The 19,354-nt window shown below is 63.8% G+C and carries 19 protein-coding genes; 12 read left to right on the top strand and 7 right to left on the bottom strand.

The genetic code is table 11. The features are described from left to right. Positions 1–9 precede the first annotated feature (9 nt). The gene (locus tag HYG81_RS27725; RefSeq protein ID WP_180842873.1) at positions 10–1,902 is read right to left on the bottom strand and encodes a PINc/VapC family ATPase; all 1,893 of its coding nucleotides are present in this window, start codon (positions 1,900–1,902) and stop codon (positions 10–12) included. 225 nt (positions 1,903–2,127) lie between these two features. Here HYG81_RS27725 and HYG81_RS27720 point away from each other — a divergent pair, with 225 nt between their 5' ends. Then, positions 2,128–3,228: a M20 family metallopeptidase gene (locus HYG81_RS27720; RefSeq protein ID WP_180842872.1), complete on the top strand. Its 1,101-nt coding sequence runs from the start codon at positions 2,128–2,130 to the stop codon at positions 3,226–3,228. Positions 3,229–3,285: 57 nt separating this feature from the next. Here the strand turns inward: HYG81_RS27720 and HYG81_RS27715 are convergent, their stop codons facing one another. Continuing rightward, positions 3,286–3,654, bottom strand: a complete 369-nt coding sequence (locus HYG81_RS27715; protein WP_180842871.1) for a hypothetical protein — start codon at positions 3,652–3,654, stop codon at positions 3,286–3,288. 237 nt (positions 3,655–3,891) lie between these two features. On the opposite strand from HYG81_RS27715, the gene HYG81_RS27710 reads away from it, so the two are divergent. The 9 genes from HYG81_RS27710 to HYG81_RS27670 all read left to right on the top strand — a co-directional run bounded on the left by HYG81_RS27710 (position 3,892) and on the right by HYG81_RS27670 (position 13,032). Next, entirely contained in the window at positions 3,892–5,469 is a 1,578-nt protein-coding gene (locus HYG81_RS27710) for a carboxypeptidase M32 (protein ID WP_180842870.1), read from the top strand. Positions 5,470–5,563: 94 nt separating this feature from the next. Further along, the gene (locus tag HYG81_RS27705) at positions 5,564–6,307 is read left to right on the top strand and encodes an SDR family oxidoreductase (protein ID WP_180842869.1); all 744 of its coding nucleotides are present in this window, start codon (positions 5,564–5,566) and stop codon (positions 6,305–6,307) included. A gap of 199 nt (positions 6,308–6,506) precedes the next feature. After that, positions 6,507–7,028: a hypothetical protein gene (locus HYG81_RS27700; protein WP_180842868.1), complete on the top strand. Its 522-nt coding sequence runs from the start codon at positions 6,507–6,509 to the stop codon at positions 7,026–7,028. 349 nt (positions 7,029–7,377) lie between these two features. Further along, positions 7,378–8,223, top strand: coding sequence for a tRNA pseudouridine(38-40) synthase TruA (truA, locus tag HYG81_RS27695; protein ID WP_180842867.1), 846 nt, complete (start codon positions 7,378–7,380; stop codon positions 8,221–8,223). A 92-nt stretch (positions 8,224–8,315) separates the two neighbouring features. Continuing rightward, on the top strand, positions 8,316–8,552 hold the full coding sequence (locus HYG81_RS27690; RefSeq protein ID WP_180842866.1) for a hypothetical protein: 237 nt from the start codon (positions 8,316–8,318) through the stop codon (positions 8,550–8,552). A 53-nt stretch (positions 8,553–8,605) separates the two neighbouring features. Beyond that, positions 8,606–10,399: an oligoendopeptidase F gene (gene pepF, locus HYG81_RS27685; RefSeq protein WP_180842865.1), complete on the top strand. Its 1,794-nt coding sequence runs from the start codon at positions 8,606–8,608 to the stop codon at positions 10,397–10,399. A gap of 129 nt (positions 10,400–10,528) precedes the next feature. Beyond that, a complete protein-coding gene (gene pan2, locus HYG81_RS27680) occupies positions 10,529–11,761 on the top strand; it encodes a proteasome-activating nucleotidase Pan2 (RefSeq protein WP_180842864.1) in 1,233 nt (410 codons plus the stop codon). Positions 11,762–12,096: 335 nt separating this feature from the next. Continuing rightward, positions 12,097–12,582, top strand: coding sequence for a pyruvoyl-dependent arginine decarboxylase (locus HYG81_RS27675; RefSeq protein ID WP_180842863.1), 486 nt, complete (start codon positions 12,097–12,099; stop codon positions 12,580–12,582). A 54-nt stretch (positions 12,583–12,636) separates the two neighbouring features. Beyond that, entirely contained in the window at positions 12,637–13,032 is a 396-nt protein-coding gene (locus HYG81_RS27670; protein WP_180842862.1) for a DUF5811 family protein, read from the top strand. Positions 13,033–13,214: 182 nt separating this feature from the next. On the opposite strand, the gene HYG81_RS27665 is transcribed toward HYG81_RS27670, so the two are convergent. Beyond that, a complete protein-coding gene (locus tag HYG81_RS27665) occupies positions 13,215–13,961 on the bottom strand; it encodes a V-type ATP synthase subunit D (protein ID WP_180842861.1) in 747 nt (248 codons plus the stop codon). A 110-nt stretch (positions 13,962–14,071) separates the two neighbouring features. Continuing rightward, positions 14,072–14,275, bottom strand: coding sequence for a zinc ribbon domain-containing protein (locus HYG81_RS27660; RefSeq protein WP_180842860.1), 204 nt, complete (start codon positions 14,273–14,275; stop codon positions 14,072–14,074). Positions 14,276–14,338: 63 nt separating this feature from the next. On the opposite strand from HYG81_RS27660, the gene HYG81_RS27655 reads away from it, so the two are divergent. Beyond that, a complete protein-coding gene (locus tag HYG81_RS27655) occupies positions 14,339–14,641 on the top strand; it encodes a DUF8143 family protein (protein WP_180842859.1) in 303 nt (100 codons plus the stop codon). A 285-nt stretch (positions 14,642–14,926) separates the two neighbouring features. Here the strand turns inward: HYG81_RS27655 and HYG81_RS27650 are convergent, their stop codons facing one another. Then, complete coding sequence (locus HYG81_RS27650; protein ID WP_180842858.1) at positions 14,927–15,064, bottom strand: hypothetical protein; 138 nt, start codon at positions 15,062–15,064, stop codon at positions 14,927–14,929. A gap of 344 nt (positions 15,065–15,408) precedes the next feature. Beyond that, a complete protein-coding gene (locus tag HYG81_RS27645; RefSeq protein WP_180842857.1) occupies positions 15,409–17,022 on the bottom strand; it encodes a long-chain-fatty-acid--CoA ligase in 1,614 nt (537 codons plus the stop codon). 179 nt (positions 17,023–17,201) lie between these two features. Here HYG81_RS27645 and HYG81_RS27640 point away from each other — a divergent pair, with 179 nt between their 5' ends. Continuing rightward, a complete protein-coding gene (locus tag HYG81_RS27640; protein WP_180842856.1) occupies positions 17,202–17,426 on the top strand; it encodes a hypothetical protein in 225 nt (74 codons plus the stop codon). Positions 17,427–17,944: 518 nt separating this feature from the next. On the opposite strand, the gene HYG81_RS27635 is transcribed toward HYG81_RS27640, so the two are convergent. After that, complete coding sequence (locus tag HYG81_RS27635; protein ID WP_180842855.1) at positions 17,945–19,354, bottom strand: ATP synthase subunit B; 1,410 nt, start codon at positions 19,352–19,354, stop codon at positions 17,945–17,947.

Genomic DNA, 19,354 nt, shown 5'->3' with positions numbered 1-19,354 from the left:
TTCAACTCCTTACGACGGAACGATCGTCACCGAATCCTTTCGGTCGATCGCGCGCTCGAGTTCCTCCGCAATTGCGCTCCCGCGTGAGACCTGAATCTCGCCGCCGCGGCTCACCGTCGCAGTAAAGAGGTAGTCGCCGGCGGCCTGAACCTCGACCGTTTCGCCGTGGTTGCCGTCGACGGGGATGACGATGTGTCGCGAGGTGATTTCGGGCTGGACCATCTGACCGGCCTGGGAACCGCCGCTACTGCCGCCACCGCTACCGCCGCCGTTCGCGCTGGCGCCGCCGGCACCACCGCCCGCACCATAGTTGGGGTTCTCGTCGTGCGTCCGGACGTCGATATCGATCCCGAGCCGGTTCTCGACGTCTGTGATGCGCCCGCCACCTTTGCCGATGACGCTCGAGATGTCGTCCTCTTCGACGTAGACGACGGCCTTGTCCTGGCCCTTGAGTTCGACGTCGACGTAGCCGTGGGCGATCGAGCGGATCTCCCGTTCGATCTCCTGTTTGGCGATGCGGTCGACGCCCGACTCGTTCGCGGGGCCGCCGTCCTCGTCTTTCAGCGGCACGGTGACGACCTGGCGGTTGAAGGTGTATATCTCGTACTCGGGCTCGCCGGTCTGGAAGTTCGTGATCTGAATCACGGGGCGAGCGAGGTCCTCCTCGGTGAGTCCCGCGGGAACCTTGACCTCGGTCTTGACGTCGTAGACGGTATCGACCTCACCGGCTTCGATGTAGACGACGGTGTCGACGACCTGTGGAATCATCCCGAGTTCGACGCGGCCCACGAGTCGCTGGAGCGCGTCGATCGCTCGCGTTGCGTGGACGACGCCGATCATCCCGACGCCGGCCAGTCGCATGTCCGCGAAGACCTCGAAGTCGTTCGTCTTGCGGACCTCGTCGTAGATGGTGTAATCCGGCCGGACCATCAGTAGGGCGTCGGCGGTCTTGGCCATCTCGCCGTCCAGTTCCGTGTACTGGGTGATGTCCGGACCGACCTGCAGGTCCCGCGGTTTCTCCATCGTCTTGACCGAGTAGTCGTGGTCCGAAATGTAGCGGGCGACCGCCTGCGCGAACGTCGACTTCCCGGCTCCGGGCGCACCCGAAATGAGGACGCCGCGCTGGCGCTCGAGCAGCCGTTCTTTCAGTTCGTCGGCGTGCTCGTAGTCGTCGATGTCGGTCTGGGCGATCGGCCGGACGGCGGTGATCTCGATGCCGTCCGAGAACGGCGGACGGCCGATCGCGATCCGGTAGTCTCGGAACTGGACGATGTTCATCCCCGGCTCCGAGAGCTCGAGGAAGCCGTCGGGGGCCTCCTTCGCGCCGTCGACGACCTCGCGGGCGTACTCGTCCATCGTCGCCTCGTCGAGGGGTTCGTCGGCGATCTCCTCGTAGCTCATCGCGCCGAGTTCGCCGCGTTTGGCCTTCGGTACGGCGTCGGTCTTGAGGTGGACGCTCATCGTCTGGTCGTCGAAGAACTCCTCGACGGCCAGCGTCCCGATCTCCCGTACTTCGGGGGCGACGTGTTCGACATCGAGGCCCTTCGCCTCGGCGACCTCGGCCTGGACGACGTCGCTCGTGACGAAGGTCGCGTCGAGTTCCTCCGCGAGATCGCGAATGAGTGCGTCGATCTCGCCCTCGGAGGCGTGGCCCCGCTCGATGGCGTTGGGCCGTTCACCGACGTACTCGAGGTCGACGACGCCGTCGTCGGCCAGATCGGCCAGCCGCTGGAGTTCCTCGAGGCCGTCCCAGCCGCTGTCGATCCCGTCGTTTGCCTGCGCCTCGAGTTCCGCAACGACCGCCTCGGGGACGCAGATCGTCGCTCCCTCGAACTGCCCGTCTTCGATAGTCGCCGAGACGCGGCCGTCGATAACCACGCTCGTATCCGGCACGACGTTCATACGTAAACTGGTCGACGTACGCCTATAAGGGTGTTCACAGCGAGTCCACGGCTACTAGTTTCGCGTCTCACACGAGAGCTGAGACGACGCCGGGTGGCCTGTACAGCGTCGATGCCCTCGAAGCGCACCGCGCCGCCGATCGAGCGCGCTTCCGGATGCGCCCATCAATACCGTTCGGTGACGGCTTCCGGTGCACTGAACACCGCAGCCGCCGACGTGTGAGCCATGACCCTCGTCGATCTGACCCGCGAGTTGGTGTCGATCCCGAGCCACGAGGACGAAACCGCCGCCGGCGATTTCCTCGAGGCGTGGCTGCGCCGCGAGACCGATGCCGACGTGACTCGAGACGAGATCGGCAACGTGATCGCACGAAAGGGAACGGGCGATGAGGCGCTCGCACTGGTGGGCCACCACGACGTCGTCGAGCCGGCCGACTCACAGGTGCGGGGAGCGGAAGCGGGAGTCGGTATCGGCGACGAGTACGCCGTCGAGGAGCGCGACGGCCGGCTCTACGGCCGCGGAACGGCGGACATGAAAGGGGCGCTCGCGGCCGCCCTGGTCGCGTTCCGCGATGTCGACCCCGCCGGCGAACTCGTCTTCGCGAGTTTCGTCGGCGAGGAGGTCGGCGGCGTCGGCGCACGGCACGCGATTGACGATGGATTCGCGCCGAAGTACGCCATCGTCGGCGAGGGATCGACGAACTACTCCGGACCGGACGTCACCGACGTGGCCGTCGCACACAAGGGCCGCCGCGGGAGTACGATCACCGCCCGCGGCACCGCAGCCCACGCCAGCGAGGCCGACGCCGGCGAGAACGCCATCTACCGCGCCACGGCAGCCGTCGACCGCGTCCGCGACCTCGAGCCCCCGTTGGTCGACGTGGCGGGCGAGACGCTCGAGGGCCGGCTCACCGTCACGGAGATCGAGGGCGGCTCGGCGATGAACGTCGTTCCGGCCCGCTGTGCGTTCACCGTCGACGAGCGGACGGTGCCGGGCGACCGTGCGGCGCTCGAGCGGGTCGCAGATATAGAGGGAGTCGAGTGGACGGTCGATCAGAACTTGCCGCCGATGCGCTGCGGGGACGAGGCATTCGCCGAGCGAGTGCTCGAGGCCGCTAACAGCGCCCAAGACTCCGACCCGCAACTCGTGACGAAACCGCACGCGACCGACGCGGGCTGGCTCTCGCAGGCCGGCACGGAGTGTGTCATCTACGGGCCGTCCGAACCCGGCGAAGCCCACACTGACGACGAGAGCGTCTCGATCGACGTTCTCGAGCGCTGCCTCGAGACCTACCGACGGGTCGCGAAGCGGTGGCCTGCGCGGTGACGCTGTCTCGGTAACGGCAGCCGACTATTCGATCGGCGATACTCTGTTGTCGATTCGTCAGGCGCCCGGGACGCCGATCGCTTCGAAGCCGGTGATGCCGAGCGCGGCGAGGGCGTAGAGCGCGATCAGGACGGTGACCCAGGCGACCAGTCCGATCATCGCCGCGGCGGTCCAGTCGCCGGGGTACCGCCAGTTGATGACCCCGACGTACGCGATCAGGGCCAGCAACGGTCCGAGGAGGGGAATCCAACCGACGACGAAGCCGACGATTGCCCAGATGACGGCTCCGATCAACGCGGTGACAATGGCGTGATCGTAGTCCCCTCGTCCGACGATGATTTGCGCACCCGCGTAGATCCCGGCTGCGCCGATCAGAAGGCTCACAACGAACACGATCGCCGACGCGATTGGTGAAGCAACGACCATAGCGAACCGACTTACGTCAGTTCGATGGAACAGTTCGTTGCTTGCAAGTTCTACACGGCTCTCATCGATTCACGAGTGTGACGCGACAGCGGCGTTCGATGCCTTCGCGACGGCGTCTCGATCGTCTCGAGGGCTGACATCTTTCCGAGTGTCCCGTGTGACCACCGTTCACCTTCACTACTCTCGAGATGACCGGAACCCGGACGTTGATACCGATTCCGAGCGAACGATACGTCTATGGCGACCGATCAGGCTCGGAGCGACGCGAGCGAGGCCGAGACGTACGAACAGTTCGAGGACCGCGTGCGGCGCATCTCGAACGTAGGCAACGCCGCCGGCATCCTTCGATGGGATCAGGAGGTCGTGATGCCCGACGAGGGGACGCCGGCCCGCGCCCAGCAGCTCTCGACGCTGTCCTCGATCAGTCACGAACTCCTGACCGCCGACGAAACCGGCGAACTACTCGAGGCGCTCGAAGGCGAGACGATGCAGTCGTCTCGAGAAGCGAGCAGTGAAACCGCGAGCACCGACCTCGAGGACGAGCAGACCGCAGTCGTCCGCGAGGTTCGTCGCACGTACGACCGCGAGACGAGCGTCCCAGGGGAGCTGGTCGAAGAGATTTCTGCGACGGCGTCGAACGCCCATCCCACGTGGAAGCAGGCCCGTGAGGAAGACGACTTCGAGCAGTTCGCGCCGACGCTCGAGAAACTGGTCGACCTCAAGCGCGAGTACGCCAAGCACATCGACCCGGACGCCGATCCCTACGCCGTGCTCTTCGCGGATTACGAGCCGTACATCGACCTCGAGACCGCCGAACGGGTCCTCGAGCGCCTGCGTGAGAATCTCGTGCCGCTGATCGACGCGGTCCAGGAGAGCGAGGCGCAACTCGCGACCGACGCGTTCGCGGGCCAGTTCGACGACGACGATCAGGAGGCGCTCGCGCGGGACGTCCTCGATTCGCTGGGCTACGACTGGGATCGCGGCCGACTCGACACGGCACCGCATCCCTTCTCCTCGGGCACGCAGTTCGACGCGCGCGTGACGACCCGCTTCGAGGAGGACGACTTGCTCGGATCGATCACGTCGACCATCCACGAGTTCGGTCACGCGAACTACACGCAGGGCCTCCCGGACGAGGGGTACGGCACGCCGCTGGGCGAGGCTCGCGACCTCTCGGTCCACGAGTCCCAGTCACGACTCTGGGAGAACCACGTCGGCCGCTCCCGCCCCTTCTGGGAGCACTTCCTGCCGATCGCCCGCGAGCGGTTCCCGGAACTCGAGGACGTTTCCCCGGAAGAGGCCTACGAGGCCGCGAATCAGGTCCACGACGACAATCTCATCCGGGTCGAAGCCGACGAACTCACCTACCACCTCCACATCGTCATCCGGTTCGAGATCGAACGCGACCTGATCCGCGGCGATCTCGAGGTCTCGGAGGTCCCGGCGGTCTGGAACGACAAGTACGAGGAGTACCTCGGCGTCCGTCCCGAAACCGACGCGGAGGGCTGCCTGCAGGACATCCATTGGTCCCACGGCGACTTCGGTTACTTCTCCACGTACTCGCTGGGATCGGTGCTCGCGGCGCAGTTGTACGCCGCGGCGGAAGACGATCGCGGCGAGTTCGACGGCCAGATCCGCGAGGGCGAGTTCGACGAACTCAACGGCTGGCTCCGCGAGCACGTTCACCAGCACGGCAAGCGCTACGTCACGCCGGAGCTGATCGAGCGGGCCACCGGCGAGGGGCTGACCGCGGACCACTTCCTCGAGTACGTCGAGTCGAAGTACGGCGAACTGTACGACCTCGAGGACGACTGATCGCGCCGTCGCGGACCGCCGTCGTCGATCGCTCGTCGATCTTGATCGATCCGCGACCCTCGTTTTTTGACCGATGTGCACCTAGTATCGGGCGATGTCCGACACACTCGAGCGGGACGTCGCGATCGTCACGGGCGCGAGTTCGGGAATCGGCGCGGCGACCTGTCGCGAACTCGCCGCCGCGGGAGCGAACGTCGTCCTCGCGGCCCGCAGCGAGGACCGATTGACTGATCTCGCAGCGGACCTCGAGGCGACCCACGATATCGAGACGCTGGTCGTCCCGACGAACGTGCGCGAGGAAGACGACGTCGACGCGCTCATCGAGGCGACCGTCGAGGAGTTCGGCGGGATCGACGTCCTCGTGAACAACGCCGGACTGGCCCGCGGAGGCGAAGTCGAATCGCTGTCGACAGACGACTACGAGACGATGCAGGAGACCAACGTCGACGGCGTCTTCTACGCGTCGCGAGCGGCGGTTCCTCACATCCGCGAGCGCGAGGGCCGCCTGATCTTCGTCGCCAGTTTCGCCGGCAAACACCCGCGGCCGGGCAATCCCGTGTACGCTGCGACGAAGTGGTGGGTCCGGGGCTTCGCCAAGAGCCTCGCAGCCCAGATCGGTGACGACGATGTCGGGATCACGATCGTCAATCCTGCCGAGGTCCGTTCCGAGTTCGGGGCGGCCTACGGCGAGAGTTTCTCCGAGCGGTTCGATGAAGGCGAGGTCACCGAACCCGAGGAGGTCGCCGAAGCGATTCGCTTCGCCGCAAGCCGAGAGGGCTCGAGCGTGAGCGAACTTGATATCAATCGGCGAGACAAGTTCGCCGATACGTTCCACTGAGGCGGGCTGCGGTAACTGTGTCCCGGCTGTCACTGTGTCCCGGCGTACCCGCACAGCGGGTTGCGGGTGGCGCCGGAACTGACTGCCAGTCGTCCGTCTGAACCCGTTGCGGATGGGTCGCCGGTCTCGGTCGATCCGCATAAAACGAGGTTGGGACTGCCGGGTGTAGACTCACCCGTCCCACCGCCCTGCCTCGAGTATGCGAGTATCCATTCCACGCGTTCCGGGCGTGTATTTTGACACCGACGCGGAACCGCTGGCGATCAACGTTGCGCTGACCGCCGCCGGTCGGCGAGCACCGAAACCGCAGGGGTACGCGCTCCAGTTCCTGCCGTACCTCTGGTCGTTCGATGTCGACCTTCAGGAGGTGCCGACGGACCATCCGATCCAGTACCTCCATCCGGAGGGCGCGCGGAGTCTGGGCGAGCTCTCCCGTCAGAACGGCGTCCGCGAGGTCGGAACCGAACTCGAGTCGGTGCTCCGGTTCGTCTGGTCGGTCAATCAGGAAGTGGAGTCGGCGACGGGGCAGTTACTGGGGATGTCCTCGGACGACGACGGCGTCACCATCGAGGTTCAGGAGGGGTCCGTTAGCGCCGACGGCTCGGCACTCGAGACCGACGAGTTCGATATCGACGACTCCGATATCGACGAATCCGGCACTGACGAGTTTGACGTCCACGACCCCAATCACGACCGGTTCGATCCGGACGACGAGCTGTGAGTCGCTAGCAGGGACGCTGAGGGACAACTTGGCCGTCCAATAGCCGTGTGAATGGAACAGCGTTTCTGATGGAATTGAGTGAGACAAAGCGTCCTTCTATCGTGGCAACAGGGAATCGCCACGCCCTCCCCAACCGATTCGCTCGTTCGCACTGCTCACTCGCTCATCCCTCGCACAATGTCATCGGCCGCTCTCACTGTCGTTCGGTCGGCCGACAGCGCGCGCCACCGCATGCCGGTTGACCGATTCGGAGTGAAACGCGTCTTCCCGGAGCTGTGCGATCGTCAACGCGTCCGTGGACGAGCGAACCGTATAACTCGCTGGCCCCGCTGGGTCGACTCGAGACCAAATGCCTCTTCGAGCGTTCAGAGTCGCCTACGACGGCACGGGCTATCACGGCTTCCAGCGCCAGCCCGACGTCCCGACCATCGAGGACGCGATCTTCGACGCGCTCCGCGCGCTCGAGGTCCTCGACCCCGGGGCCGACAAACCCGCGGGCTACGCCGCTGCCGGCCGCACGGATGCGGGCGTCTCCGCGCTCGCTCAGACGATCGCGCTCGAGGTTCCTGACTGGCTCGCGCCGCGGGCGCTGAACGCCGAACTCCCCGCGGACGTTCGCGCGTGGGCGGCCGCCGACGCGCCGAAGGGGTTCCACGCAACACACCACGCGAACCGTCGAGCGTACACCTATCACCTGTACGCACCGCCGGACCCGCCGTCGAACGCCGATACGCCCGATCGCTCTCTCGACGACGAGCGGTTCCGAGCGGCCTGCGAAGCGCTCTCAGGTGCCCACGACTTCCACAACCTGACGCCGGACGACCGCAACACCGAGCGCTCGCCGTCGCTCGAGGCAGTCCGGGACGGCGAGTATCTCGTCGTCACCGTCAGCGCGGGCGGCTTCGCCCGTGAACTCGTCCGCCGACTCGTGTCGCTGGCTCGCGACGTCGGTGCCGGCGATGCCCCGCTCGAGAAAATCGACCGCGTCCTCGAGCCCGACCCGTTGCCCGGCCACGAGGGAATCGCACCCGCGCCGCCGGAGCCGCTTGTGCTGACCGACGTGGACTACCCCGACCTCGAGTTCGAGATCGACGACGCGGCGGCCGAGAGCGCTCGAGCGGTATTCGAGCGTCGCCGGATCGACCGACGGACCGGGGCTCGAGTGGCGGGGCAGGTGGCAGACGGGATGCGGTGACGGGGCGGTAGTCTAGCAGTGAGCATTCGGATCACCGGCCGCTGGTGGGCTGTGTACGAGCGTTTTTCACGACCGCGGACACACGTCGGCGCATGGAACTCTCGCCCGAGGAGTACGGTGCCTACTGGCGCGCGTCGATCCGCGTCGCCGCGGGCGTGCTCGTGTGCTTCTTCGGCCTCCGTTTCACGGCACCGTTGCGGACCCATCCCGAAGCGGGTGCGTCCGTCCTGGGCGTCGTCTTGCTCGTTTTGCTCGTCCTCGCCGGAACGTACGTCGCGATGCTCGGCGTCGCTCGAGTCGTCCGGACTGCGGTCGACGCGGAAACGTAGCCGTCCGAAAAACGGTCGATACCCTTTACCACCTCCGTTTCAAAACTCGGGGTATGAGTTCCGTCCCCGAGCGCTCCGAGGTCGACGAGGAATACACCTGGGACCTCGAGAGCATCTACGCGACCGACGATGACTGGGAGTCCGCCTACGAGGCAGTCGCCGAACGCGTCGACGACCTCGAGACCTACGAGGGGCGGGTCACCGACGACGCCGAAACCCTCCTCGCAGTCCTCGAGTTGCGCGACGAGATCATGCGCGAGGTGTCGACGGTCGCGGCCTACGCACGCATGCGCCGCGACGAGGACACGACGAATCAGGAGTACCAGGCGTTGACGGCCCGTTCGCAGTCGCTGGCCTCCAATGCCCAGTCCGCGGCCTCTTTCATCGATCCCGAAATCCAGGAGCTGACTCGCGAGGAGTTCGAGTCGATGGTCGAGGCCGAACCCGACCTCGAGACCTACGACCACTACGTCGACGACGTCCTCCGGATGAAACCCCACACGCGCTCGGCCGAGGTCGAGGCGCTGTTGGCCGATCTCGGCGAGGTGATGGGTGCGACGGGCGAGGTGTACACCATGCTCTCGAACGCCGACATGGAATTCCCGACAGTGGAGGATCCCGAGGGCGAGGCGGTCGAGATCACCCAGAGCAACTTCACGAACCTGCTCAAGCGACCCGACCGCGAGTTCCGACAGCGGGTCTACGAGGGCTACTTCGACGAGTGGGAGTCGGTCCGAAACGCGGTCGCGGCCAGCTACAAGAACAGCGTCAAAGCCGATGTCAAGACCGCGCGAGCGCGCAACTACGACACGGCGCGCGAAGCCGCCCTCGACGGCCCGAACGTCCCCGTCGAGGTCTACGACACGCTCGTCGACACCGTCCACGACAACCTCGACAAACTCCACCACCACGCCGAACTCAAAGAGCGGGCGCTGGGCGTCGACGACCTGCAGATGTGGGACCTCTACATGCCCCTGACGGGCGACGAGGGACCGGACCTCGAGTACGATCAGGCGACCGAGTACGTCGTCGACGCGCTCGCGCCGCTGGGCGAGGAGTACCAGTCTCGAGTCGAAGAGGGGCTCGACTCCCAGTGGGTCGACGTCTACGAGAACGAGGGGAAGCAATCCGGCGCGTATTCGGGAGGCACCTACGACACCCAGCCATTCATCCTGCTGAACTATCAGCGCGACATCTCCTCGATGTACACGCTGGCCCACGAACTCGGCCACTCGATGCACTCCGAACTGACGAAGGACGAACAGCCCTTCATCTACTCGAACTACGAAATCTTCGTCGCCGAGGTCGCTAGCACGGTCAACGAGGCCCTGCTGACCAACCACCTGCTCGAGACCGTCGACGATCCCGAGTTCCGGAAACACGTCCTCAACGAGTTCCTCGAGCGCGTGCGCTCGACGCTCTACCGGCAGACGCTGTTCGCGGAGTTCGAACACGAGACCCACCGCCTCGAGGAAGCGGGCGAGCCGCTGACCGCCGATCGACTGGACGAAGTCTATCGCGGGCTGAAGGAGGACTACTACGAACCCGCCGTGATCGACGACCGCATCGCCACCGAGTGGATGCGCATCCCGCACTTCTACCGCGCATTTTACGTCTACCAGTACTCGACGGGTATCTCCGCCGCGCTCGCGATCGTCGACGACGTCCTCGAGCGCGGCCAACCCGCCGCCGAGGACTACCTCGAGTTCCTCCGCCGGGGCTCCCGAGAGTACCCGCTCGAACTCCTGCGGATCGCCGGCGTCGACATGAGTTCCTCCGAGCCGATCGACCGCGCGCTCGAGACCTACGGCCAGCGCCTCGAGGAGTTCGAGTCGCTGCTCGAGTGATCGATGCCGCCCTCGCATCTCGCCGTCGCCACCCTGCACTAGCCGGGGTAAAGCGACTGTCATTCGACAGAAAACCCTCCGGGACCCAAAGGCACATTTACTGTCGATATCTTAACGGCGTATATCAAGATGTCTCGAAGCCCGTCTATTCCCGACCGACCTCACCGCGATATCGACTCCGAACTCCCCGACGACGAGCGGCTCGAGGCGCTCCGCGGGCATTACGAAGAGCTCGTCGACGTCAACGACAAGCTGGCGGCCCAGCTCGACGACGCCGAGGATCGTCGCGAGCGCCTCCGGGAGAAAGTCGATCGCGTCGAACGCGAAAACGAGACGCTGAAGAGCTCGTCGCTGTACATCGCCACCGTCGAGGACGTCCTCGACGACGAGCAGGTCATCGTCAAACAACATGGCAACAATCAGGAGGTGCTCACTGACGTCTCCTCCCGGATGGTCGATCGCGTTGAGCCAGGCGACCGCGTCGCAGTCAACGACTCCTTCGCGATCCAATCGCTGTTGAACGCTGAGACCGACGCGCGCGCGCAGTCGATGGAGATCACCGAGAAGCCGACCGTCACCTACGCGGATATCGGCGGTATCGACGAGCAGGTCCGCGAAGTCCGCGAAGCCGTCGAGCAGCCCCTGGCCGAGCCCGAACTGTTCGACGAGGTCGGGATCGACCCGCCCAGCGGCGTCCTGCTCTACGGCCCGCCGGGGACGGGGAAGACGATGCTCGCAAAGGCCGTTGCCAACGAGACCGACGCCACCTTCATCAAGATGGCCGGCTCGGAACTCGTTCGCAAGTTCATCGGCGAGGGCTCTCGGCTCGTCCGTGACCTCTTCGAGATGGCCCGCGAGCGCGAACCCGCCATCATCTTCATCGACGAGATCGACGCCATCGCGACTCGTCGCACGGAGTCCAAGACCTCCGGCGACGCCGAGGTCCAGCGGACCATGATGCAACTGCTCTCGGAGATGGACGGCTTCGAGGCCCGCGGCGAGATCCGCATCATCGCCGCCACGAACCGCTTCGACATGCTCGACCGCGCCATCCTGCGCCCCGGCCGGTTCGACCGCCTCATCGAAGTCCCCGAACCCAGTGAGGAAGGACGCGAGCAGATCCTCGCGATCCACACCCGCGGGATGAACGTCGCCGACGACATCGACTTCGCCGACCTGGCCGCCGACACCGGCGGCTACTCCGGTGCGGACATCGAGAGCCTCGCCACCGAGGCCGGCATGTTCGCCATCCGCAACGACCGCGATCAGGTCACCCATGCGGACTTCGCCGACGCCCTCGAGAAGATCGAAAAGGACGACTCGAGCGACGTGATCTCGTCGGCGGGTTACTTCTACCAATAACGACCGAAGTTTTGCTCTGTGGGCGCGGCGGAGCCGCGCCCTCGGCAAAATCTTCAAAAGAGCGCTTCGCGCTCTTTTGGACCTCGCGGAGCTTCGCTCCGCTCAGATTCGATTAAAAGCACACCTCCCTCCGTTCGTTCCTTTCAGTCACTCACATCGGTCGTCGGCCCGCTCGCTCACTGCGTTCGCTCGCGGTCGGACCTGAAAATAGCCTGCCCTCCCCCGGTTCGCGGAGCCCTCGTTTCTTCGGGCTCCGCTCACGGCCACTGCGCGGTCACGTTTGCGTATCCGTTTCGGATCGCAACGCCTTACGCTGCTCGTCCCCGAAAGCGAGTATGAGCACGATTCGAGTCGTCTGGGGGTCCGCGTCTGCACCCACGGCGATGGCGTCCTACGACGCGGCCCTCGCCGAGGCCGGCGTCGAGAACTACAATCTCGTCTCGGTCTCGTCCGTAATTCCCGCTGAGACTCACGTCGAGGCCGTCGGCACCGCCCCCGACCTCGGCCCCGCGGGCGAGCGTCTGACCGTCGTCGAGGCTCGAGCCACCACCGCCGGCCCCGGGCGCGTGAGCGCCGCGCTCGCGTGGTCGCAATCGGTCGACGACGGTCCGGGCCTGTTCTACGAGACCGCGGGCGAGATGGATCGCGACGACGTCGAACGCCGGGTCCGCGAGGGACTGGCTGCGGGACAGGAGCTTCGCGACTGGCAGTTCGCAGACCCGCGGGCGGCCGTCGAGAGTCGGCAGGCCGATTCGGGTCGGTACACGACGGCCGTCGTCCTCGCCGTCTACGGCGACAGCGAGCCGATCCTCTCGGATTGACCCAAAGCGAACCCTTTTGACCCGGCGGCGCATTGCTACGGGTACACACTTCTCATGAACGGAAATACGCCGTACGCAGGGCTACCGGGCGAGACTGGGGCTGGGCAGCGTGCAGCGGCGGACGTTCCTGACCTCTCGAGTACACAGAAACGACTGCTCCACCGCGACGTCTCGCGGATCGCCGCCCGGACGCGCGAGTTCCTTCCCAACGAATACGTCGTCGATGCCGACGTCTCGAGCGGGATGACCGGCCCGCAGGTCACCGTCGCCGTCCGACCGCCAGTCGGCCACGCGGTCAGTGCCGGTTTCACGCCCGACCTCGAGGAGGCGGCCGCCGAGGAGGTCATCACCGCGGACGAACGCGATGAAGTTGCCCGCGGACTGGCCGCGAGTGCGGCTCTGCAGGTGAAACAGGCCATCAAGAATAACGTGCGGCCGACCGGCAAGTAGCTGGTTCCGTCATCGAGGGTCCGCGTTCGATCGACTCGACCCACTGGGACGGAGCACACCCCGCTTTTCGACGCGTCGGCTCGATCAATAGCGCAACTGCTCGAGCTGGTGGTGTCGGCACTCGAGTTCGATCTCACGGGAATAAGTCAGCTCAATTATCGAATCGAGACAACGAGCGCGCCTTACTGAGTGCTCGTCGGGGACTGCGCGGCGGTATCCGGCTGTATCTCCTCGAGTTCTTCCTGTTTTTCCTCGGCCTCCTCGGCGTCGGCAGCCTCCTCGGCCTCTCGTTCCGCCTTCTCTTCGGCTTCCTTCTTCTCCTTGATCTTCTTCAGGCGGAACGTCTCCTCGCGCTCTTGCTCCTCGAGTTTCTGCTCGATGTACTCCTGATTGTCGTACAGTTCCGGCAGGAGCTTGAACTCGAGTGCGTTGACGCGGCGCTTGGTGGTCTCGATCTCGCGGAGCATCTTCTTCATCGCCGTCTCGACCTCGGCGGCGAGGATGATGCTCTGCAGCAGGTCCTCGTAGGCTTCGGCGGCCTCGTCGATGCGGGCGGAGGTGCCCATGATCCCGTAGCCCCGCTGGTCGAGGCTCTTGGTGACTTTGGAGGACTCGATCTGCGGGACGACGACGCCCATGATGTTCTTGGATTCGGTGGTGATTTCGGGGTGTTCCTGTAGCGCCGCCGCGGCACCGCGGACCGCAACGTCGCCTTCCATCGCCCGGGCCATGTTGATCTTCTTCTGGGCGGCCTCGTAGTCGTCGGCGAGGTCGCCGCGGACGTCCTGGGCCTTGTCCAGAATGTCCATGAACTCCATGATCAGCCCGTCGCGTTTCTTCTCGAGCGTGCCGTGTCCCCGCTCGGAAAGCTCGATGCGATCCTCGATCGCCATCAAGTTCTTGCGGGTGGGCTTGACGTCGTTGGCCATCTTGTGGGGGGCTAACGCCCCCAGTCGGATAACTGTTTACAGTTTCCGCGCACCGTTCGCGCTCGAGGCGCTGGAAATCGACGCCAGCGGTCCCGTTCGGGTGTCGGTTTCTATCCGAGGAAGAGATCGACCATATCGCCCGAGGATTGGCCTTTGTAGAGTTCCGAGTAGCCACAGTTCGTACAGCTGACGACCATGAATCTCCTGTTCTGGATATCGAACAGTTTCGAGAGTCCGCTCCCGGTCGTCGAAATTTCGTCAATCTCCGTCTCCGTGTGATCGCACTTCGGACAGCCGCGGTCGTCGTCTTTCATAGTCGAAACTTCCTGTCATTGCACAAAACATTTGTGCTCGGATCCTTGAGTACCGGACGAGCCATGTCCGTCGCTTTCGCGATCGTTCTGCTGGTCTCTTTCGCGATCCCGCTCGTACTCTGGCTGGCGATCAGTCGGGAAACGTCGAACCCGACTGTGGTCGATCGCGCGGAAGCGGAACGGATCGCGAAAGAGCACGGCGGCCGAAATCCGTCGCGCTCGGCTACCGGTTTGATCCGCCCCGTTGCTGGTGACGAGCGTACGGAGACCGAGTGGGACGACCGCGACGGGACCGACGAACAGGACGACCGGGTGACGGGGATCGAACGAGATGAGCACGACGAGTGGGACAATCGACACACGTAGCGCTTGATCCTCACCGCGACCATCGCTGTTCGTCACCGGTCCTCCGATTCGAGGATGTAGACCCGCTGCTCGTCGATCGGTTCGAACTGATCAGACCTTTATGATATAGGAGTGATCTAAGAACCCTTTCTCAATAACTGATAGACTCACCGCTACAATCGCTACGGAAACTAACGCTACTACGAAAATGGTTTTTAGATAGCACCAGCGCCAACAGCTGCTCCAACTCCAGCACCGATGACGCCACCAACCATGGTACCAGTGCACGTTCCATACTTTGCATCCTTACGGATCCCGCGCGTCGAAGCGCGCCTCGAGCGCCTTCACCTCGAAGTAGGAACTCGCGGCGAAGACGAGCGCCCCTGCGGCGAGGATCATCGTGTACGACGCCGAGATCATCGGATAAATGCCGTCAGCGGCCACCACTCCTCCGATGAGGATGATGGCAAGTGCGAGTACTTGTGTGCCCGTTCCGATCCGCGACAAATATTTCGCCAGCGATTCCGAGTCAGTGTGTTGGCGTCTTGAGTCCATGTTTTGATCGGGATTTTAATTATGTCGCCGAGCCGCTAACAACAACACCTAGAACATAATTCCGGATAGTAAGCTTTTCTCTTGTGCCACTAGTGTGGATCAAGTTATTCGATTTTCCCGGTCCGTTACGGGCTCGATCGGTCCCTCGAGAGGCGGCTGTTCACCGCCCATCAGTCGCTATCGCCTCGATCGGGCCCGACGGAATCGGTCGGCGATCGTGTGTTCTCCGACCCTTATCCCTGTCCGACCATTCGCTCTTCGTCCTCCCACTCCTCCTGCCGGAGTTCGTACTTCTGGATCTTGCCCGTCGCGGTCGTCGGCAGTTCCGCGACGAACTCGACCCGATGGACGACCTTGTAGCCCGCGAGGTTCTCGCGAGTGAAGGCCTCGAGGTCGCCCTCCATTACGCCCGGATCGTCCGGGTCGCCGCTCGCGGGGACGACGAACGCCTTCGGCGTCTCGCCCCACTCGTCGCTCGGTGCCGGAATCACGGCCACGTCCGACACCTCGGGGTGATCGAACAGCGCGTCCTCGAGTTCGATGCTCGAGATGTTCTCCCCGCCGGAGATGATGATGTCCTTCTTGCGGTCCTGAATCGCGATCATCCCGTTCTCGTCGATCGTCGCGAGGTCGCCCGTGTGATAGTAGCCCTCGACGCGGTCGGTGAAGGCCTCCTCGGTCGCCTCGGGCTTCCCCCAGTACTTATCCATGATCTGATTACCCCGAACGACGACCTCGCCGAGCGTCTCGTCGTCGCGTGGGATGTCGTTTCCGTCCTCATCGACCACCCGAATCTCGGTTCCCAGATAGGCCAGCCCCTGTCGTTTTTTGATCCGGAACCGGTCGTCGCTGTCGTCGTCGAAGTGCCGGCGGGCGTCGGAGGTGGTGATCAGCGGCCCGGTCTCGGTCGCCCCGTAGACGTGTTTCAGGTACCAGCCGAACTCGTCCTCGACGGTCCGGATGGTCGCCTCCGGCGGCGCGCTGCCGGCGGTCGCAAGTCGGACATCCTCGTCACCGACCGTCTCGGGGTCGTTCTCCTCGTAGTAGTCGACCAGCATGTTCAGCACCGTCGGCGCGCCGCACATGTAGGAGACGTTCTCCGATCGGACGGTTTCGAAGATTTCTCCGGCGTCGATTCCGCGCGTACAGACGTGGGTCGCACCGATTCCCGTCACCGCGAAGATGTGGCCCCAGCCGTTCGCGTGGAACATCGGCAGCGTCCACAGGTAGGTGTCGTCGTCGGTGATCTCCTGATGGGCCACCAGTAGGTAGGCGTGAATCGTCTCGCAGCGATGGGTCCGGCAGACCCCCTTCGGATCGCCCGTCGTCCCCGAGGTGTAGTTGATCGTGATGATCTCGTCCTCGGCCATCTCGGGGCGGTGGTATTCGGTGTCCGCCTCCTCGAGCACGCCGTCGAAACTCTCCCAGTCACCTTCCACTTCGGTCGGATCGTTCGTAATAAAGGTCTCCGTCGGCACCTCGTCGCGAACCGCCTCGATCCGCTGGGCGAAGTCGTAGTCAGCGTAGATCGCGTCAACCCCTGCGTCCGAGAGGATGTACTCGAAATCGTCGGGCGTGAGCCGATAGTTCAGCGGCGTGTGGACTGCCCCGATCTGCATGATTCCGTAGGCGGCCTCGAGGTGGTAGTGCGTGTTCGGGTCGAGCACGGCGACGCGGTCGCCCTTCTCGATCCCGCGCTCCTGTAGCGCCGCGGCGAACCGGTCAGCCCGTTCACCGAGTTCGTCGTACGTGAACCGTTCGCCCGTGGTAGCGACGACCGCCTCGTCGTCGCCGTAGTGCGTCCGCGCCCGGTCGAGGAACTCCGGGACGAGCAATGGTTTGTGCATACATACCACGATTCAATGGAGAGGCATACGGTTGTTTCTATTTATCGCTTACAGTGACACTCTGACTAACGAATGAGTAGTCTGATACTGTGGTGTGACCGCTGTCCAACCCTCTTTTCGGATATACTACCGGAAATTATTTAGAGTATAGTGTTCGTGTACTACCCAATCCAAAATTGATGGAACGGAATCGCTACACGGGTCACGTCCCCGACTGGCTGATCGAAGTCGTCGTGGCAGTCCTGGTGACGATCTCGATACACATCGCTACCGTACGGTTCGTCGGCATCGAAAGCGATGCTCTCATCTTCCTGTTGGTGATCAGCGCCGTCCTCGGTGTTCAATCCGTCATGCGGGTGGTTTGGACCGAAACGGCATCAGCTACTGCTGACAGCGAACGCTGACCGGCGCTGAGTTATCGAATACTGAACAAGGCGAAAACTCGAGTCGAGCGCCTTCACTCCGAAGCCAGCCAAACTGTTCCCCATCGGCTACCGATAGCAACCGCAACAACCACGAGTACGAGTCCGACGAGCCCGTACACGAACGACGAGAGATAGGTGTCCGTGAGCCAGATCAGCACTCCTGATCCACTACCGACACCTAATATATGTAGAACGGTTGTACCACGTTCATCGATGCGATCCTCGATATATGATGTCAAAACGAACTCATAGATGAGTAACGCAAATCCAATTATAACACCGATACAAAGGGCGACTACTGAATTAGACATCACTGATAGATAATACATTCAGACTGATTTATTTTTCTATTCCAACAGGAACTAAATCTCCTCAGCATCCCTTTTTCTGACTCATTTCTCGGTTCGCCGTTCCGAACTAGCTGGCGCTCGAGGTGTCGCTGAGTCAAAAGTGGACGACCGAAACAGCAAAAACTGGATGCAGGTGATCCGTGACGATCAGTCGGCCTGCACGGCTTCGGCCGTTTCGTCTTCGCGGTAGTGCTCCGCGATGAGGTCCTCGTCGATCCGGTTGAGCGCCTCTTTCGGCAGGTCCGATAGCAGGTCCCAGCCGACCTCGAGCGTTTCGTCGATCGAGCGGTTGGTGTCGTACCCCTGCTGGACGAACTCCGTCTCGAAGCGGTCGGCGAAGTCGAGGAACTTGTTGTCCCGCTCGGAGAGCGCTTCGCGACCGACGATGTTCACGAGGTCGCGCAGGTCCTCACCCTCCGCGTAGGCGGCGTACATCTGGTCGGAGACGTCGCCGTGGTCTTCGCGGGTCAGGCCCTCGCCGATCCCGTCGTCCATCAGCCGCGACAGGCTGGGCAGGACGTTGACCGGCGGCTCGATCCCCTGACTGTTGAGGTCCCGATCCATCATGATCTGGCCCTCGGTGATGTAGCCGGTCAGGTCCGGAATCGGGTGCGTGTCGTCGTCGCCGGGCATCGTCAGGATCGGAATCTGCGTGACCGACCCCTCCTTGCCCTCGATTCGACCCGCGCGCTCGTAGAGCTGCGCCAGGTCGGTGTACATGTATCCGGGGTAGCCACGTCGGCCCGGGACCTCCTCACGTGCGGCACCGATCTCTCGCAGTGCCTCACAGTAGTTGGTCATGTCCGTCAGGATGACGAGCACGTGGTAGTCCTTCTCGAAGGCCAGGTACTCGGCCGTGGTGAGCGCGAGCCGCGGCGTGACCTGCCGCTCGACTGCGGGGTCGTCCGCGAGGTTCATGAAGACGACCGAGCGCTCGAGCGCACCGGTGCGCTCGAAGTCGTCCATGAACTCGTTGGCCTCTTCGGCGGTGATTCCCATCGCACCGAAGACGACGGCGAACTCGGAGCCCTCGCCCTCTTCGTCTTCCTCCGGTACCGTCGCCTGACGGGCAATCTGCAGCGCCAGTTCGTTGTGGGGCAGTCCCGACGCCGAGAAGATCGGCAGCTTCTGGCCGCGAACCAGCGTGTTCATGCCGTCGATGGCGGAGACGCCGGTCTGGATGAACTCCTCGGGGTACTCCCGGGAGTAGGGGTTGATCGCTTCGCCGACGATGTCGTGTCGGTCCTCGGGGACAATCTCCGGACCGCCGTCGATCGGGTTACCGGAGCCGTCGAGCACCCGTCCGAGCAGATCCTCGGTGACGGGCATCTTCATCGTCTCGCCCAGGAAGCGAACGGAGGCGTTGCGGTCGATTCCGCCCGTGCCTTCGAACACCTGGATCGAGACGAGTCCCTGACTCGATTCCAGCACCTGACCGCGCAGCGTTCGCCCGTCTTCGGTCTCGATCTCGACGATCTCGTCGTAGCCGACCGGTTCGTCGACCTCGGCGAACACCAGCGGACCACTGATTTCCGTGATAGTCTGGTACTCTTTCAT

The sequence above is a fragment of the Natrinema zhouii genome (genome assembly GCF_013456555.2).
Taxonomy (GTDB): domain Archaea; phylum Halobacteriota; class Halobacteria; order Halobacteriales; family Natrialbaceae; genus Natrinema; species Natrinema zhouii.
This window is presented reverse-complemented; position numbering and strand designations above follow the sequence as displayed.

What these genes read in the sequence shown, in the direction of transcription:
- HYG81_RS27725 (WP_180842873.1), bottom strand. Translation starts at nt 1,902, where the DNA reads ATGAACGTCGTGCCGGATACGAGCGTGGTTATCGACGGCCGCGTCTCG.
- HYG81_RS27720 (WP_180842872.1), top strand. Translation starts at nt 2,128, where the DNA reads ATGACCCTCGTCGATCTGACCCGCGAGTTGGTGTCGATCCCGAGCCAC.
- HYG81_RS27715 (WP_180842871.1), bottom strand. Translation starts at nt 3,654, where the DNA reads ATGGTCGTTGCTTCACCAATCGCGTCGGCGATCGTGTTCGTTGTGAGC.
- HYG81_RS27710 (WP_180842870.1), top strand. Translation starts at nt 3,892, where the DNA reads ATGGCGACCGATCAGGCTCGGAGCGACGCGAGCGAGGCCGAGACGTAC.
- HYG81_RS27705 (WP_180842869.1), top strand. Translation starts at nt 5,564, where the DNA reads ATGTCCGACACACTCGAGCGGGACGTCGCGATCGTCACGGGCGCGAGT.
- HYG81_RS27700 (WP_180842868.1), top strand. Translation starts at nt 6,507, where the DNA reads ATGCGAGTATCCATTCCACGCGTTCCGGGCGTGTATTTTGACACCGAC.
- truA (WP_180842867.1), top strand. Translation starts at nt 7,378, where the DNA reads ATGCCTCTTCGAGCGTTCAGAGTCGCCTACGACGGCACGGGCTATCAC.
- HYG81_RS27690 (WP_180842866.1), top strand. Translation starts at nt 8,316, where the DNA reads ATGGAACTCTCGCCCGAGGAGTACGGTGCCTACTGGCGCGCGTCGATC.
- pepF (WP_180842865.1), top strand. Translation starts at nt 8,606, where the DNA reads ATGAGTTCCGTCCCCGAGCGCTCCGAGGTCGACGAGGAATACACCTGG.
- pan2 (WP_180842864.1), top strand. Translation starts at nt 10,529, where the DNA reads ATGTCTCGAAGCCCGTCTATTCCCGACCGACCTCACCGCGATATCGAC.
- HYG81_RS27675 (WP_180842863.1), top strand. Translation starts at nt 12,097, where the DNA reads ATGAGCACGATTCGAGTCGTCTGGGGGTCCGCGTCTGCACCCACGGCG.
- HYG81_RS27670 (WP_180842862.1), top strand. Translation starts at nt 12,637, where the DNA reads ATGAACGGAAATACGCCGTACGCAGGGCTACCGGGCGAGACTGGGGCT.
- HYG81_RS27665 (WP_180842861.1), bottom strand. Translation starts at nt 13,961, where the DNA reads ATGGCCAACGACGTCAAGCCCACCCGCAAGAACTTGATGGCGATCGAG.
- HYG81_RS27660 (WP_180842860.1), bottom strand. Translation starts at nt 14,275, where the DNA reads ATGAAAGACGACGACCGCGGCTGTCCGAAGTGCGATCACACGGAGACG.
- HYG81_RS27655 (WP_180842859.1), top strand. Translation starts at nt 14,339, where the DNA reads ATGTCCGTCGCTTTCGCGATCGTTCTGCTGGTCTCTTTCGCGATCCCG.
- HYG81_RS27645 (WP_180842857.1), bottom strand. Translation starts at nt 17,022, where the DNA reads ATGCACAAACCATTGCTCGTCCCGGAGTTCCTCGACCGGGCGCGGACG.
- HYG81_RS27640 (WP_180842856.1), top strand. Translation starts at nt 17,202, where the DNA reads ATGGAACGGAATCGCTACACGGGTCACGTCCCCGACTGGCTGATCGAA.
- HYG81_RS27635 (WP_180842855.1), bottom strand. Translation starts at nt 19,354, where the DNA reads ATGAAAGAGTACCAGACTATCACGGAAATCAGTGGTCCGCTGGTGTTC.